At 69.5% G+C, this 14,771-nt stretch carries 15 protein-coding genes; 12 read left to right on the top strand and 3 right to left on the bottom strand.

The genetic code is table 11. The features are described from left to right. Nucleotides 1-174 precede the first annotated feature (174 nt). Both ACZ5CR_RS23075 and ACZ5CR_RS23070 read left to right on the top strand, forming a co-directional pair. Entirely contained in the window at nucleotides 175-834 is a 660-nt protein-coding gene (locus ACZ5CR_RS23075; protein WP_468860191.1) for a hypothetical protein, read from the top strand. Between the two features lie 50 nt (nucleotides 835-884). Then, nucleotides 885-1,862, top strand: coding sequence for a hypothetical protein (locus tag ACZ5CR_RS23070; RefSeq protein WP_468860189.1), 978 nt, complete (start codon nucleotides 885-887; stop codon nucleotides 1,860-1,862). Nucleotides 1,863-2,019: 157 nt separating this feature from the next. On the opposite strand, the gene ACZ5CR_RS23065 is transcribed toward ACZ5CR_RS23070, so the two are convergent. The 3 genes from ACZ5CR_RS23065 to ACZ5CR_RS23055 form a co-directional block, all read right to left on the bottom strand. Then, the gene (locus ACZ5CR_RS23065; protein WP_468860339.1) at nucleotides 2,020-2,451 is read right to left on the bottom strand and encodes a MarR family winged helix-turn-helix transcriptional regulator; all 432 of its coding nucleotides are present in this window, start codon (nucleotides 2,449-2,451) and stop codon (nucleotides 2,020-2,022) included. Between the two features lie 119 nt (nucleotides 2,452-2,570). After that, on the bottom strand, nucleotides 2,571-2,765 hold the full coding sequence (locus ACZ5CR_RS23060; RefSeq protein WP_468860188.1) for a DUF397 domain-containing protein: 195 nt from the start codon (nucleotides 2,763-2,765) through the stop codon (nucleotides 2,571-2,573). Nucleotides 2,766-2,776: 11 nt separating this feature from the next. Continuing rightward, on the bottom strand, nucleotides 2,777-2,926 hold the full coding sequence (locus tag ACZ5CR_RS23055; RefSeq protein WP_468860186.1) for a Scr1 family TA system antitoxin-like transcriptional regulator: 150 nt from the start codon (nucleotides 2,924-2,926) through the stop codon (nucleotides 2,777-2,779). Between the two features lie 126 nt (nucleotides 2,927-3,052). Here ACZ5CR_RS23055 and ACZ5CR_RS23050 point away from each other — a divergent pair, with 126 nt between their 5' ends. The 10 genes from ACZ5CR_RS23050 to ACZ5CR_RS23005 all read left to right on the top strand — a co-directional run bounded on the left by ACZ5CR_RS23050 (nucleotide 3,053) and on the right by ACZ5CR_RS23005 (nucleotide 14,648). Next, nucleotides 3,053-3,523, top strand: coding sequence for an ATP-binding protein (locus ACZ5CR_RS23050; protein WP_468860184.1), 471 nt, complete (start codon nucleotides 3,053-3,055; stop codon nucleotides 3,521-3,523). Nucleotides 3,524-3,605: 82 nt separating this feature from the next. Next, nucleotides 3,606-4,553 (top strand): hypothetical protein, encoded by a 948-nt coding sequence (locus tag ACZ5CR_RS23045; RefSeq protein WP_468860183.1) that lies wholly within the window; start codon nucleotides 3,606-3,608, stop codon nucleotides 4,551-4,553. Nucleotides 4,554-4,710: 157 nt separating this feature from the next. Further along, nucleotides 4,711-6,090, top strand: coding sequence for a nitrate/nitrite transporter (locus ACZ5CR_RS23040; protein WP_468860181.1), 1,380 nt, complete (start codon nucleotides 4,711-4,713; stop codon nucleotides 6,088-6,090). Nucleotides 6,091-6,235: 145 nt separating this feature from the next. Continuing rightward, a complete protein-coding gene (locus ACZ5CR_RS23035; RefSeq protein WP_468860179.1) occupies nucleotides 6,236-7,438 on the top strand; it encodes a uroporphyrinogen-III synthase in 1,203 nt (400 codons plus the stop codon). Between the two features lie 249 nt (nucleotides 7,439-7,687). Further along, nucleotides 7,688-8,275 (top strand): CGNR zinc finger domain-containing protein, encoded by a 588-nt coding sequence (locus tag ACZ5CR_RS23030; protein ID WP_468860177.1) that lies wholly within the window; start codon nucleotides 7,688-7,690, stop codon nucleotides 8,273-8,275. A gap of 178 nt (nucleotides 8,276-8,453) precedes the next feature. Next, complete coding sequence (locus ACZ5CR_RS23025) at nucleotides 8,454-9,038, top strand: sigma-70 family RNA polymerase sigma factor (RefSeq protein WP_468860175.1); 585 nt, start codon at nucleotides 8,454-8,456, stop codon at nucleotides 9,036-9,038. Next, a complete protein-coding gene (locus tag ACZ5CR_RS23020; RefSeq protein WP_468860173.1) occupies nucleotides 9,035-9,826 on the top strand; it encodes a zf-HC2 domain-containing protein in 792 nt (263 codons plus the stop codon). The genes ACZ5CR_RS23025 and ACZ5CR_RS23020 overlap by 4 nt, the downstream gene beginning before the upstream one ends. A gap of 82 nt (nucleotides 9,827-9,908) precedes the next feature. After that, a complete protein-coding gene (locus ACZ5CR_RS23015; RefSeq protein ID WP_468860171.1) occupies nucleotides 9,909-12,275 on the top strand; it encodes a HelD family protein in 2,367 nt (788 codons plus the stop codon). A gap of 360 nt (nucleotides 12,276-12,635) precedes the next feature. Then, nucleotides 12,636-14,069 carry an NAD-dependent malic enzyme gene (locus tag ACZ5CR_RS23010; RefSeq protein WP_468860169.1) on the top strand — a complete coding sequence of 478 codons (1,434 nt, stop codon included), beginning with the start codon at nucleotides 12,636-12,638 and terminating at the stop codon, nucleotides 14,067-14,069. 297 nt (nucleotides 14,070-14,366) lie between these two features. Next, nucleotides 14,367-14,648: an HU family DNA-binding protein gene (locus tag ACZ5CR_RS23005; protein WP_016645140.1), complete on the top strand. Its 282-nt coding sequence runs from the start codon at nucleotides 14,367-14,369 to the stop codon at nucleotides 14,646-14,648. Nucleotides 14,649-14,771: the final 123 nt, after the last annotated feature.

Here is a 14,771-nt window from a genome sequence, read left to right as displayed (position 1 = left end):
CTTCGGCGCGTGATCAATTCGCTGCGCCGGGGATCAATTCGCGCCATGGGGGCAAGGCGTGGGTGCTATGCCCGCGTATGTCTTGCTGCTGGCGGCCCTCGACGTGACGTCGCCCTTGCCTCGTCGATAGCTTGGTTCACTCCAGAGAACCCTCGCCCCCATCAGGAGCTGACCGTGAATCGCCGACCCACCCTGCTCGCAGCGGCCACCTTCACTGCTGCCGCAGTCCTTTCGCTCACTGCTTGCGGAGGGGGCGACGGCGGCTCCGGGGACGGCGACAAGATCGCGGGCGCCGAGACCGGCGACAAGAAGAGAGAGTCGCCGTCTCCGTCGGCGTCCGATGAGGGGTTCGAGCGGCCGGAGATCAAGCTGCCGAAGGGCGTGAAGAACGTCTTCGAGGGAGGCAAGACGGGTGACGCGAAGAAGGACGCGATCCTGGCGGACAACGAGCGGCGGATCAACTCGATTGATGAGGCGATCACGGTCGATGCCAAGGAACATCCGGCGCTGAAGTTCTATTCGTCGGGCGATGCGTTGCTGACGGCGGCGGACTACGTTCAGAGCTTCTACAAGGACGGCAGGAGTTTCGAGGGGACCACTCGGTACTTCGACCGTCAGGTGACGTTCCTGAAGTCGGGCGCCGCAGCAGTGACGTACTGCGTGGATGAGACGAAGTCGTACCCGAAGGACCGCAAGACGGGCAAGGTGGATAAGTCGATTCCGGCATCGAAGGACGACTACGCCTTTTACAACACGAGGCTGAAGAAGAACGCCAAGGGCGTTTGGCAGACAGATTCCGTCACCAGCACGACGGGGGCCAAGCAGTGCCTGTGAAGCTCCATGCCGCCTGGCGGTTGCTGGTCCCCGCCGTAGCCTTGTCCGTGGTGGTAGCACCTGGCTTTGCCTACGCGGCCGGCAAGAGCGGCAAGGGCGGTGCTCGTGAAGGCGAGGCCAAGGCGGGCCGACAGGGACAGAACCTCAACGTCCAGACGAGAATCCAGACCACGGTCGAGGGCAGCCCCAAGTCCGCGAAGACGGGCTCGCTCACACCCGCCAACAGCAACTGGGATCCACCGGCCTGCTGGTACGAGCCCGCGTACTCGCCGAAGCAGATCCAGGCCGCAGTCAAGGCGATTCGTCAGGTGAAGGTATTCGGGGTCGGCGACTTCGTGGGTAGCGCTTTCGACTCGTACTTCAAGGAAGGCCACCCCTACAAGAACTACAACCTGGACAAGCAGGGCGACGGACAGTTCTGGGCGGCGGCCATCAACGAAAAACGCAAGGACGAACCCGAGGCTAAATCCTGCGACAAGATGCCCTTTTGGGTGACCACGGGCGAGACTCCCAAGGAACCGCTCGCAGTCTCGCCCAAGATCCTCGCTGAGTACGCCTACGACGAACTGCCCGTACCCAGCACCGAGATCGCGATGGCACCCGAGGGGACGACGAAGGTCAACCTCCCGACCTGGGTCTGGCTCGACAAGGCGAAGTTCAAGAAGGTCTCCGTCACCGCGAGCATCCCGGGCTCGGGGCTCTCCGCGACGACGACTGCTGAACCCGTGTCTCTCTCGATCGCCCCGGGGACGAAGGACGCCGAGACCTACCCCGCGTCGGGAAGTTGCCCCATCGTGGACGGCAAGATCGGCAAGCCCCGCGCGAAGGGCACCCCCGCCGACACGCTGCCGCCGTGCGGCGTGCAGTACCTGCGGTCCTCCGGCGACGACACGTACGACCTCCAGGCCACCGTCACCTGGAAGATCAGCTGGACGAGCACGACCGGCGAGGGCGGTGACCTCCCGGACGGCGAGTTCGGCGGGGATCAGCAAGTCGCGGTGGAGGAGATCCAGTCCATCAACCGCTGAGCGCCTGATCGCCGGGAGGCGAAGGCAGCGTCGATTGCAGAAAAGTCCCGTGGAGTGCCCTATTTGGTGGGGTATTGCCGGGACTTTTCTGCAGTCGGCCGAGGCAGCGCCGCGCTCGCCACGGGTGCCCAGGACCACTTGTTCCTGGCCGTTCCCGTTAGAAGGCTCCGGCGCCGGCGTCCTCGACGTTGGCCACCATCCTGCGCAGGACCGTGAGTGCGGCCACGTACTCTTCGTCGCTGATGCCTTCGTGGACCACGGCGCGCAGTTCGGTCACCAGCTCGCGCAGCCGCACCCTGGCGGCCTCTCCGGCATCGGTGAGGTGCAGGCGGTGCTCGGCGTCGCTTCGCAGCCAGCCACGGTGGATCAGCTGGTCGACGACGCGCCCCATCTCATGTGGCCCGTCCGCGAGGGGCGTCAGCTGGATGACTGCCTCCTCGCGGCTCGGCGCCAGGGGCCCGCCGTTCACACGGTTCAACACCCAGTACTGCGGCTGTGTGACGTCGATCCTGGCCATGGCATCACGCAGATGCCGGGTGACGACCTCATGGGCGAGGCCGCTCCAGTACCCGACGGGCTGGGTGGCCAGCGTGTCGTCGGTTGCGGCAGGATCGGCCGGTGCCTGGTCGGTGCCTGGTCGGTGCCTGGTCGGTGCCTGATCGGTGCCTGATCGGTGGCTGTATCGGTCGGCGGTTTCATGATCCGACGCTATATCCCCCAAGGGGTGGCCTTGAGGGTGCGTATCAGGATCAGGTTGTGCAGGCGGTCGGGGGTTGTCGTGAGGACGGCGTCGGGGGCGTCGCTTTCGCGGAGGTGGATCGTGCTGTCGGGGGTGGCGGCCACGTATACGCAGGAGGAAGCCTCCTGGCTGTGGGATGACTTCTGCCAGCGCAGTTCTGACATTTGGGGCTTCTTTAGATGTCGTGGGCCAGCCGCATGATGTGGTCCCGGGACTCGCCTGGCGCCAGCGCGGCGGCTTGCATGCGGTCCAGGACCAGACGGTAGCGCTCCAACTGGGCTGGTGAATCGATGAGTTCCCCGCCGTGATCGGTATCGCACGCCACTCAACTGCCCTGCCCCGCAAGGCGGAAGCGCACCGCGCCACACAGTCGCGGCATTGCCACCGCCGTACGGTCGCCGACACGTCGAGTGGGTCAATTCCCTTCTCTGGGAGCTCTGGGAGGCCCCCCATGGTCACCGTAGCCCCACCCCAAGGCTGGTCCTACGCCCTTCATCTGCCCCACGATCCAAGAGCGCCCCGCGTCGCCCATATGACCTTGCGGGCCGTGCTCACCGGGCACGGCATGGGAGAACTCCTTGACGTCGCCGAGTTGTTGACGTCGGAGGTGGTCACCAACGCCTACCGGCATGCGAAAGGGCCCTCCTCGCTGCGGCTGCGGTCCGTTCGGGGCGGGCGGCTTCGGGTCGGGGTGTGGGACAGCGACCCCCATATCCCCGCCCCCTTCGGCAATCCGCCCGGCCCGTTCGGTGCGCCGCCCGTGCCGACCGAGTCCGACAGCGGGCGTGGGCTCTTCCTCGTACGGGAGTGCGCGGACGCGTGGGGTGGGTGGCCGCTCGGGGGCCAGCTCTTCGGCGCCCGGGGGAAGTTGCTGTGGTTCGAGGTGGGGGAAGACGGGGGTTGTGCCTCCGGTGCCGTGTAGTGGATGTTGGGGTGGGCGGGGGCAGGGGGTCTCCGCTGGGCTCTGCGAGGAGCCAGTCGGACAGCGAGGGGATCCGAACCACATGACCCAGCCTCCCGGCCAGCCGCCGCAGAACCTGCCGCCGCAGAACCAGCCGCCGCAGGACCCGTCGCCGCAAGACCCGTCGCCGCAGGGAGGATTCGGACCCCCGCAGCAGCCCCAGCCGCCCGTGCCGGGACCGCCCGCCGGTCCTTACGGCGCGCCGCCGCCGCAGCCTCAGCAGCCGGACGGGCAGAACCCGTACTCCGGGTCGCCACCCCCGCAGAAGCCGCCGTACGGTCAGCCTCAGCCTGGTCCGTACGGGCAGCAGCCCTACGGCCAGCCCGGCCCCTACGGTCAGCAACCCCAGCCCTTCGGCCAGCCCGACCCCCAGTACGCCGGCTACCCGCCACCCCCTCCGCCCGGCGGTCCAGGCGCCCCCGGCAAGAAGAAGCTCGCCCTCATCGTCGGCTCCGTCGTCGTGGTCGCCGCGCTCGTCGGCGGCGGGATCTTCCTCGCCACCAGCGGGGGCGACAGTGACGACGATCAGAAGCCCAAGGCCGGTGGGAGTGTTTCGGCCAGTCCCTCCATCAGCCCTTCCGCCTCCGCCTCCGCCTCCGACACAGCCTCGGAAGAGCCGCCCGCTGACGACCCCGCCACCGAGGACCCCCTCGACGAGCCGACCGGCGACACCAGGCCCGCCGGTGACACCGGCTACCAAGGGCAGTGGCAGGACGCCGACGCCAAGACCCTCACCATCGGCGACAAGCTCACCTCGGGGCAGGGCAAGGGCAAGCACTCGGTGTCGTACATCGACGCCGGTGGTGACGGGCTCTGCATGGGGCTCGGGCAGGAGCAGGGCGGCGGCGGTTTCCGTATCGCCCTCAAGTGCGGCACCGGCGACGACAAGAAGTACATCTCCGCCGACCTCACCCAGGCCAATGACGAAGTGACCCTGAAGTGGGACAAGGGCGGCGGCAGTGACGTACTCCCGTGGGTGAGTGCGGGATGACCGGCTGACCTGCACGGACGCCCCCGGGCGCGGGGCCCTCACCGCCCGCCCCACCCCCAGGTGAGAGCAAAGTTCCCCGCCGGTCACCGCGTGCCACAGGACTGAAACCCACCCTCCCTACCTTCGGGCCATCAGCCATCAGCCGTCGGCTGTGGAGATGCGGAGGTCTGGCATGTGGATCCAGCGGTGGGACCCGGAGGACGAGAGCTTCTGGAAGGAGGAGGGCGGAGAGCGCGTCGCCCGGCGGAATCTGGTGTTCTCGATCCTCTCGGAGCACATCGGGTTCTCCATCTGGACCCTGTGGTCCGTGATGGTGCTCTTCATGGGGCCCGAGTACGGGATCGACCCCGCCGGAAAGTTCTTCCTGGTGTCCATGGCCACCCTGGTCGGCGCCATCGCCCGCGTCCCCTACACCTTCGCCGTCGCCCGCTTCGGCGGGCGCAACTGGACGATCATCGCGGCCAGCGCGCTCCTCGTACCGACCGTCGCGGCCTTCGCCGTCATGGAGCCGGGTACCTCGTACACCACCTTCATGGTGTGTGCTCTGCTCACCGGCGTCGGCGGCGGTAACTTCGCCTCCAGCATGACCAACATCAATTCCTTCTTCCCGTTGAGGGAGAAGGGGTGGGCGCTCGGGCTCAACGCCGGGGGCGGCAACATCGGCGTGCCCGTCGTGCAGCTCGCCGGGCTCGCGGTCATCGGGGCCGGTGGCGGACCCCGTGTTCTTCTCGGGATCTACATCCCCTTCATCCTCGTCTCCGCCGTCTGCGCCGCCCTCTTCATGGACAACCTCGCCACCGTGAAGAACGACACCGGCGCGGCCAAGGAGGCCGTCCGGGACGCCCATACCTGGATCATGGCCTTCCTCTACGTCGGGACCTTCGGGTCGTTCATCGGGTACAGCTTCGCCTTCGGGCTCGTCCTGCAGACCCAGTTCGGGCGTACGCCGTTGCAGGCCGCCGCCGTCACCTTCATCGGGCCGCTGCTCGGCTCGCTGATCCGGCCCGTGGGCGGGCGGCTCGCCGACCGGTTCGGTGGGGCCCGCATCACGCTGTGGAACTTCGTCGGGATGGGCGCGGCCACCGCTGTCGTGGTCGTCGCCTCCATGCGGGAGTCGCTCGCGCTCTTCGTCGCCGCGTTCATCGCCCTCTTCGTGCTGACCGGGCTCGGCAACGGGTCGACGTACAAGATGATCCCGGGCATCTTCCACGCCAAGGCCCTCCAGAAGGGGCTCCACGGTGAAGCCGCCGCGGCTTACGGGCGGCGGCTCTCCGGGGCCTCCATGGGGCTCATCGGTGCCGTCGGCGCGCTCGGCGGGCTCGGGATCAATCTGGCCTTCCGGCAGTCCTTCCAGACCGTGGGGTCCGGCACCGGCGCTTTCGTCGCCTTCCTCGTCTTCTACGCCGCCTGCTTCTGCGTCACCTGGGCCGTATACCTTCGCCGCCCGACGGCCGCCGCGGACTCCGGGCAGGCGTCGGACACGGACGCGGATGCCGAAGCCGACGCAAAGCCCCAGCTCACGTACGCGCGAGTTTGAGGCAGGGGTGGTCGTAGCCTGGTGTACGTAGCCTGGCGTAACACGTACGACATCGTGATGATCCGGGGTTGTCACGGGCTGTTGGCAGGCTCGTTCAACCCCGGGCCACCCACCACGCAGTATTAGCGGGACGAGAGCAGCTGCCATGCACGCGACCCCTCAGAACGGTCACCAGAACGGTCACCAGAACGGTCCCGATGGACGCGACGGACGCGACGGACGCGAGAACGGGCCCCTCGCCGGGTTCACCGTCGGCGTCACCGCCGCCCGGCGCGCCGAAGAGCTCGGCACGCTGCTCCAGCGGCGGGGCGCCACCGTCCTGCACGCGCCCGCACTGCGCATCGTCCCGCTCGCCGACGACAGCGAACTCCTCTCCGCGACCAAGCAGCTCATCGACCACGCACCCGACGTGGTGATCGCCACCACCGCGATCGGGTTCAGGGGATGGGTCGAGGCCGCCGATGGATGGGGCTTCGGTGAGGCGCTCCTGGAGTGTCTGCGGGGCGTCGAAGTGCTCGCCCGCGGGCCCAAGGTCAAGGGCGCCATCCGTGCCGCCGGGCTCACGGAGGAGTGGTCGCCCTCGTCCGAGTCCATGGCGGAAGTGCTGGACCGGCTGCTGGAGGAGGGCGTCGAAGGGCGGCGCATCGCGCTTCAGCTGCACGGTGAACCGCTGCCCGGCTTCGTCGAGTCGCTGCGTGCCGGGGGAGCGGAGGTCGTCGGCGTGCCCGTCTACCGGTGGATGCCGCCCGAGGACCTCGCCCCCGTCGACCGGCTCCTCGACGCCACCGTCGCGCGCGCCGTCGACGCGCTGACCTTCACCAGCGCGCCCGCCGCCGCGTCCTTCCTGGCCCGCGCCGAGGACCGTGGCATGTCCATCGAGCTCTTCGCCGCCCTCCAGCACGACGTGCTCTCCGCCTGCGTCGGCCCGGTCACCGCGCTGCCGCTCCAGGCACGCGGCGTCGACACGGTGCAGCCCGAACGCTTCCGGCTCGGCCCCCTCGTACAGACCCTGTGCAAGGAACTGCCCGCCCGCGCCCGTACGTTGCCCGTCGCGGGGCACCGCGTCGAGATCCGCGGGCACGCCGTCCTTGTCGACGACGAGCTGCGGCCCGTTCCGCCCGCGGGCATGTCGCTGCTTCGGGCGCTCGCGCGGCGTCCGGGGTGGGTGGTCTCCCGCGCCGAACTCCTTCGCGCGCTGCCGGGCGCGGGGAGCGACGAGCACGCCGTGGAGACCGCGATGGCCCGGCTGCGTACGGCACTTGGGGTGCCCAAGCTCGTCCAGACGGTGGTCAAGCGCGGTTACCGGCTCTCGCTCGACCCTGCCGCCGAGTCCAAGTACGCGGACTGACGGGCCCCGCTGCCCCGCCCCGCGCCCTCGCCCTTGACCCTGACCCCCGCCCTCGAACGCCCGTCACGCCTTTGTCCGTCATGGGGCAGAGTCAATCGGCCCCGGACGCCCCGGGCCATGGCCGTGCCGCGCACCCCCATAAGCGGGCGTCTCACCGCCGTGCGCGGTGGCAGGGGTTCCGCCGCCGCCCAAGGCGAGGCACTGTAGGGGTAGCACTCACCGGTAACCCCACAAGGCGGTGACAGGGGCATGGCATTGGGCATGGACCCGGCCACGTACGAGATGCGATTCGACTCCGGGCGGAGTTGTCTGGACCTCGTGGCGACGAACCATCCCGTGGAACGGCTCGACTCCGTGGACCGGCTGCTCGCCTGGCTCGCGGGCGCCGGGCTCATCCCGGATCGCACGGCCGTGCGAGGCGCGGGCCCGGTATGGCTCACCGCCTTCCGTGAACTACGGGGCTACGTAGCGCAGTTGATGCTCGCCGAGATCGAAGGGCGCTACGAGGAAGGCGCGTTGGCCGGTGTCAACGCCCTCGCCGCCGCCGCGCCGCCCGCCCCGCGCGCCGTCCGGCGTCCCGACGGGATCCTGGTCCGCGCCCTGGACGGCGACCCCGGCTGCGCCGCCCTGCTCGCCGCCGTCGCCCGTGACGCCGTCGACCTGCTCACCGACCCCGCGGCGCGCGCCCTGCTGCGCCAGTGCGAGGGCGACAACTGCCCCATCGTGTACCTCGATACGTCACGCGGGCGCCGCCGCCGCTGGTGCTCCAGCGAGGTGTGCGGCAACCGGGAGAGGGTGGCCAGACACCGGCGCCGGGCCGCGCTCGCTCGGGCCTGAGGCGTGGCCCCGGTGCGGGCCTGAAACGCGGCGCCCGGGCGGGCCTGACACACACTCAGCCGTACGCCGTCGAAAACTCGTGTGATCTCCGTTGAACGCAACCCCTGCCACCTACGTAAGTCCAGGGTGAAAAGCCGACAGGGCGAAGCCCGACGAAGAGCGGACACCGGAGGCAGACGTGCGCAAGGATTCCGCCGTGGCCGATGAGCGCCCGCAGGAACGCCCGCACCGACATCGTCTCGCCCCCCGACGCAACGGACCCGACGAGGAGTTGATGCGTGCCCTGTACCGCGAGCACGCGGGTCCACTTCTGGCCTATGTTCTCCGTCTGGTGGCGGGGGACCGGCAGCGCGCCGAAGATGTCGTACAGGAAACGCTCATCCGTGCCTGGAAGAACGCCGGTCAGCTCAATCGTGCGACCGGTTCGGTACGCCCCTGGCTGGTGACGGTCGCCCGGCGCATCGTCATCGACGGCCACCGCAGTCGGCAGGCCCGGCCGCAGGAGGTCGACCCGTCGCCGCTGGAGGTCATCCCCGCGGAGGACGAGATCGATAAGGCGCTGTGGCTGATGACTCTCTCGGACGCACTCGAGGACCTGACTCCCGCACACCGGGAGGTACTTGTCGAGACCTACTTCAAAGGGCGTACGGTCAATGAGGCGGCCGAGACGCTGGGTATACCCAGCGGGACGGTGCGTTCGCGGGTCTTCTACGCGCTTCGCTCGATGAAGCTGGCGCTCGAGGAGCGGGGGGTGACGGCATGAACGAGTCCGACTACACCAGTCATGGCGCGCAGGGCGACGTGCACGAGACCGTCGGCGCCTACGCCCTCGGCATCCTGGACGACGCGGAGGCGACGGCCTTCGAGGCACATCTGGCGGGCTGCGCCACTTGCGCGCACCAGCTGGAGGAGTTCTCCGGCATGGAGCCGATGCTGGCCGCGCTCGCCGACTTCCCGGGGGCGCGGGGCGCACCGGCGATCGGTGAACAGCTCGCCGCGCGGCCGAGCCCGCACCTCGCGGACCGGCTCGTGGACGAGGTCTCCGTGAAGCGCGCCCAGAAGCGCAGGCGCGGCATGTATCTCGTCGCCGCCGCTGCCGCGCTGATCATCGGCGGGCCGCTCACGGTCCTCGCGATGAGCGACGACGGCGGTTCGCACGACGTGGCGGGCGAGCCGCACCCCACGAGCCCCGCCGAGGACGCCTTCTTCAACCACATGACCGACAAGATCAAGGCCACGGACCCGAAGACCAAGGTCAGCGCCACGGTCGGCACGGAGGAGAAGCCCTGGGGCACGCACGCGGTCCTTGAGCTGAAGAACGTGAAGGGCCCGCTCAAGTGCTCCCTGATCGCGGTCGGCAAGGACGGCGAGAAGGAGACGGTGACCACCTGGTCCGTCCCGAGGTGGGGCTACGGCATCAAGGACAGCCCGAACAAGTGGTCGCGCGGCCCCCTGTACGTCCACGGGGGCGCCGCCATGGACCGCAACGAGATCGACCACTTCGAGGTGACCACCTTCAACGGTGATCGCCTGGTGGAGGTGGACGCGTAGGAGAAGTGCACACAGGGGCCCCCTTTCGCGTACGGTAGACGGCTGCTCAATAGAGCAGCTGCACGTCCGGAAAGGGGCCTCGGTGGCCGACGTACGCGACCGTGAGATCAGCGTCGAACAAGAACATCTCGACCAGGTCTACCGGCGTCTCGAGGAGAAGATCCACGAGGCCGAGTTCCTCATGACCGACGCGGCCAAGCGTTCCCAGGTCGGCACGCCCGGCGCGCTGGCCGAGCGGGACGCCCAGGTGTTCCGCGCGGGGGTGCATCTCAACCGCCTCAACAGCGAGTTCGAGGACTTCCTCTTCGGGCGGATCGACCTGCTGCTCGGCAAGGACGGCAAGAAGGGCCCGGACGGCGCGTACACGTCGGTCGAGCCCGCCGAGGACGCGGTGAGCGAGAACAACACCGCCGAGATCGCCGAGACCCTGCACATCGGCCGCATCGGCGTCCTGGACGCCGACTACTCCCCGCTCGTCATCGACTGGCGGGCTCCGGCCGCCGCGCCCTTCTACCGCTCGACGCCGGTCGATCCGGGCCGTGTCGTACGCCGCCGGGTCATCCGCTCCAAGGGCCGCAAGGTCCTGGGCGTCGAGGACGACCTGATGCGCCCCGAGCTGACGGCCACCCTGAACGGCGAGACGCTGCCCGTCATCGGCGACGGCGCCCTGATGGCGGCGCTCGGCCAGGCCCGCAGCCACACGATGCGGGACATCGTGGCGTCGATCCAGGCCGAGCAGGACATGGTGATCCGTGCCCCCGCCGCCTCGGTGACGTACGTCGAGGGCGGCCCGGGCACCGGCAAGACCGCCGTGGCCCTGCACCGCGCGGCCTACCTCCTCTACCAGGACCGCCGCCGGTACGCGGGCGGCATCCTCATCGTCTCCCCGACCCCGCTCCTCGTGGCCTACACGGAGGGCGTGCTGCCCTCGCTCGGCGAGGAGGGGCAAGTCGCGATCCGCGCGGTCGGCGCGCTGGCCGACGACGCGACGGGCACGGTGGAGGCCACGGTCTACGACTCGCCCGCGGTGGCCCGCGTCAAGGGCTCGTCCCGGATGCTGCACGTGCTGCGGAAGGCCGCGCGGGGTGCTCTGGAGAGCGGCGTGGGCGCGGCCGCGAAGACGGCCGCACAGAGCGGCCAGCTGTCCTTCGGGGAGTTCGGCGACGATGACGACGACGAGAGCCCCCAGACCCCCCTTGAGACCCCCACACGCCTGCGTGTGGTCGCCTTCGGCCGCCGTCTGGAGCTTGAGGCCGACGCCCTGGGCCGCATCCGCCGCAACGCGCTCAGCGGCACGGCGCCCGTCAACCTCCTGCGCCCGCGCGCCCGCAAGCTCCTCCTGGACGCCCTGTGGTCGCAGTCCGGCTCCGCGGGCCGGCACAGCGACCCGGAGCTCGCCGCCGAGCTGCGCTCCTCCTTCGACGAGGACATCACGTCCGAGGACGACTTCATCCGCTTCCTCGACGCCTGGTGGCCCGAACTCACCCCGCGCGCCGTCCTGTCCGCGATGGGCGACGAGCGGCGTCTCGGCCGCTGGTCGCGGCGCGTCCTGAACCCGGGCGAGGTCCGCAAGGTCGCTCGCTCCCTCAAGCGCGACGCCCTGTCCGTGCACGACGTGGCGCTCGTCGACGAGCTCCATTCGATCCTCGGTACGCCGCCCAAGCCCCGCAAGAAGAAGGATCTCGACCCCCTCGACCTGCTCACGGGGCTCGACGAGCTGATGCCGCAGCGCGAGGAGTCCCAGCGCGAGCGCGCCGAGCGGCTCGCGGCGGAGCGCACCGAGTACGCCCACGTCATCGTCGACGAGGCCCAGGACCTGACGCCCATGCAGTGGCGCATGGTCGGCCGCAGAGGGCGGCACGCCACGTGGACGATCGTCGGCGACCCCGCCCAGTCGTCCTGGTCCGACCCGGACGAGGCGGCCGCGGCCCGTGACGAGGCCCTGGGCAGCCGCCCGCGCCGCCGCTTCACCCTCACCGTCAACTACCGCAACCCCGCCGAGATCGCCGATCTGGCCGCCAAGGTGCTCGCGCTCGCGATGCCGGGCGCCGAGTCCCCGTCAGCCGTTCGGTCCACCGGGGTGAAGCCCCGTTTCGCCGTCGTACGCGACAAGGACCTCGGCGCGTCGGTCCGTGACGAGGCGGCGCGGCTGCTCGAACAGGTGGACGGCACGGTGGGTGTCGTCGTGGCGATGAACCGCCGTGAGCAGGCAGCTCGTTGGCTCGCCGGGCTCGGGGGCCGGGTGGTGGCGCTCGGCAGCCTGGAGGCCAAGGGCCTGGAGTACGACGCCACGGTCGTCGTCTCTCCGGCGGAGATCGCGGACGAGTCCCCGGCCGGCCTGCGCGTCCTCTACGTGGCCCTGACCAGGGCCACTCAGCAGCTGACGGTCCTCTCCGGCGAGCGCGACGAGCCGGACGCGGACGGGGTGCCGGACCTGCTCCGCGAATGACTTTGCGGTACGGGAATTGCCTTGCGGGGATCGTTTGTTACCGTTGATGTGGCACCGGCCCGATCCAAGCCCCCGGGCCCAACCTTCGTCGCTTCGAGCGACCACTTGCCGCGAGGCGAGCATGGCGGGTCGGTGTCATTAGCGTAGGAAGAGGCCCTCGTCACGACGTGACGAGGGCCTCTTTCCGTTTCTCCTGCCGATCCCCCTACCGACCGCGCACAACTTCTCGTATGGTGGAAACTAGTTTCCGAAAAACTAGTGAACGAAAAGTTCGCAATCCGAGGCGGCTACCACGTACTCAGTGGTAGGTGCGACGATCGGACGGCAAGAGCAACACGGTGAAAGCAGAGGAAGTCGGCCATGGCAACGGCGCCCAGCGTCTCCTACTCGAACACGGTCCGGTTGGAGGTGCCCGCCAGCGGCACCGCGGTCTCCCAGATCACCACGGCCGTCGAGTCCCACGGAGGCTCGGTCACCGGCCTCGACGTCACGGCCTCCGGCCATGAGGCACTCCGGATCGACGTCACGATCGCGGCGACCTCCACGACGCACGGCGACGAGATCGTCGCACAGCTGCGCACCATCGAGGGCGTCACCGTCGGCAAGGTCTCCGACCGTACGTTCCTGATGCACCTCGGCGGCAAGATCGAGATGGCGTCCAAGCACCCCATCCGCAACCGTGACGACCTCTCCATGATCTACACCCCGGGCGTGGCCCGCGTGTGCATGGCGATCGCCGAGAACCCCGAGGACGCACGCCGCCTCACGATCAAGCGAAACTCCGTTGCGGTCGTAACGGACGGTTCGGCCGTTCTCGGGCTCGGCAACATCGGCCCGAAGGCCGCGCTGCCCGTCATGGAGGGCAAGGCGGCCCTCTTCAAGCGCTTCGCCGGCATCGACGCGTGGCCGCTCTGCCTGGACACCCAGGACACGGACGCGATCGTCGACATCGTGAAGGCGATCGCCCCCGGCTTCGCGGGCATCAACCTTGAAGACATCTCGGCGCCGCGCTGCTTCGAGATCGAGGCCCGCCTGCGCGAGGCCCTGGACATCCCCGTCTTCCACGACGACCAGCACGGCACGGCGATCGTCGTGCTCGCCGCCCTGACCAACGCACTTCGCGTGGTGGGCAAGGGTGTCGGCGACGTACGCGTCGTCATGTCCGGTGCCGGCGCGGCCGGTACGGCCATCCTCAAGCTGCTCATCGCGGCGGGCGTCAAGCACGCCGTCGTGGCCGACATCCATGGTGTCGTGCACGCGGACCGCGAGGACCTCGTGGACGCCGCGCCGGACTCGCCGCTGCGCTGGATCGCCGACAACACCAACCCCGAGGGCGCCCGCGGCACCCTCAAGGAAGCGGTCGTCGGCGCCGACGTCTTCATCGGCGTGTCGGCTCCGAACGTCCTGGGCGCGGACGACGTCGCGGCCATGGCCGACGGCGCCATCGTGTTCGCGCTCGCGAACCCGGACCCCGAGGTCGACCCCGCGATCGCCCGCCAGACGGCGGCAGTCGTGGCCACGGGCCGCTCGGACTTCCCGAACCAGATCAACAACGTCCTGGTCTTCCCCGGCGTCTTCCGCGGCCTGCTCGACGCCCAGTCGCGCACGGTCAACACGGAGATGATGCTGGCGGCGGCGGGCGCCCTCGCGGACGTCGTCGCCGAGGACGAGCTCAACCCGAACTACATCATCCCCAGCGTCTTCAACGACAAGGTCGCGGGCGCCGTAGCCGATGCGGTGCGCAGCGCGGCGAAGGCCGCCGGGGTGACTGTGACAGGTGCCACGGGCCAGTAGTACGGCGCGTCGCGGAACCCGGGGCCCGCAAAGGCCCTCTAGGGTGGCGTGGAAGCGCGCCCCCGACTGCCACCTTCCAGGGGGCGGTGAAGCTGTTCGTGTGACCCCCCGAGGGCTCCGGATTGGCTTTCCCGCCGCAGGTGGGGGCAGGATGCCTTTCTGGGCGCGAGGGTCCGGAACACGGACCCGGGTCCGGGGCCTGACCGAGGACCCTGGCAGCATCGGCTTCGCTGTGCCCATCATGCGGCTCCGCCGCGTGGCACGCCTCAACGGCAAGAAGAACACGGGAGTACAAACATGAACCGCAGTGAGCTGGTGGCCGCGCTGGCCGACCGTGCCGAGGTGACCCGCAAGGACGCCGACGCCGTGCTGGCCGCGTTCGCCGAGACCGTCGGCGAGATCGTTGCCAAGGGCGACGAGAAGGTCACCATCCCCGGCTTCCTGACCTTCGAGCGCACCCACCGTGCCGCTCGCACCGCACGGAACCCGCAGACCGGCGAGCCGATCAACATCCCGGCCGGCTACAGCGTCAAGGTTTCGGCGGGCTCCAAGCTCAAGGAAGCCGCCAAGGGCAAGTAGCCTCAGGCAGCAAGAGAAGGGGGGGGGGACCGGGTGGGTGTGGGGTGCCTGTTTTTTTGTTGGGGGGACGCAGGTTGAGGTTTACCCTCCCGGCAGCTTCCCCCTTCCCCCCCGATCCACAAA

The organism is Streptomyces sp. NPDC031274 (assembly GCF_055570235.1).
The sequence above is the reverse complement of the archived record's forward strand: the minus strand, read 5'-3'. Positions and strand labels throughout refer to the sequence as shown.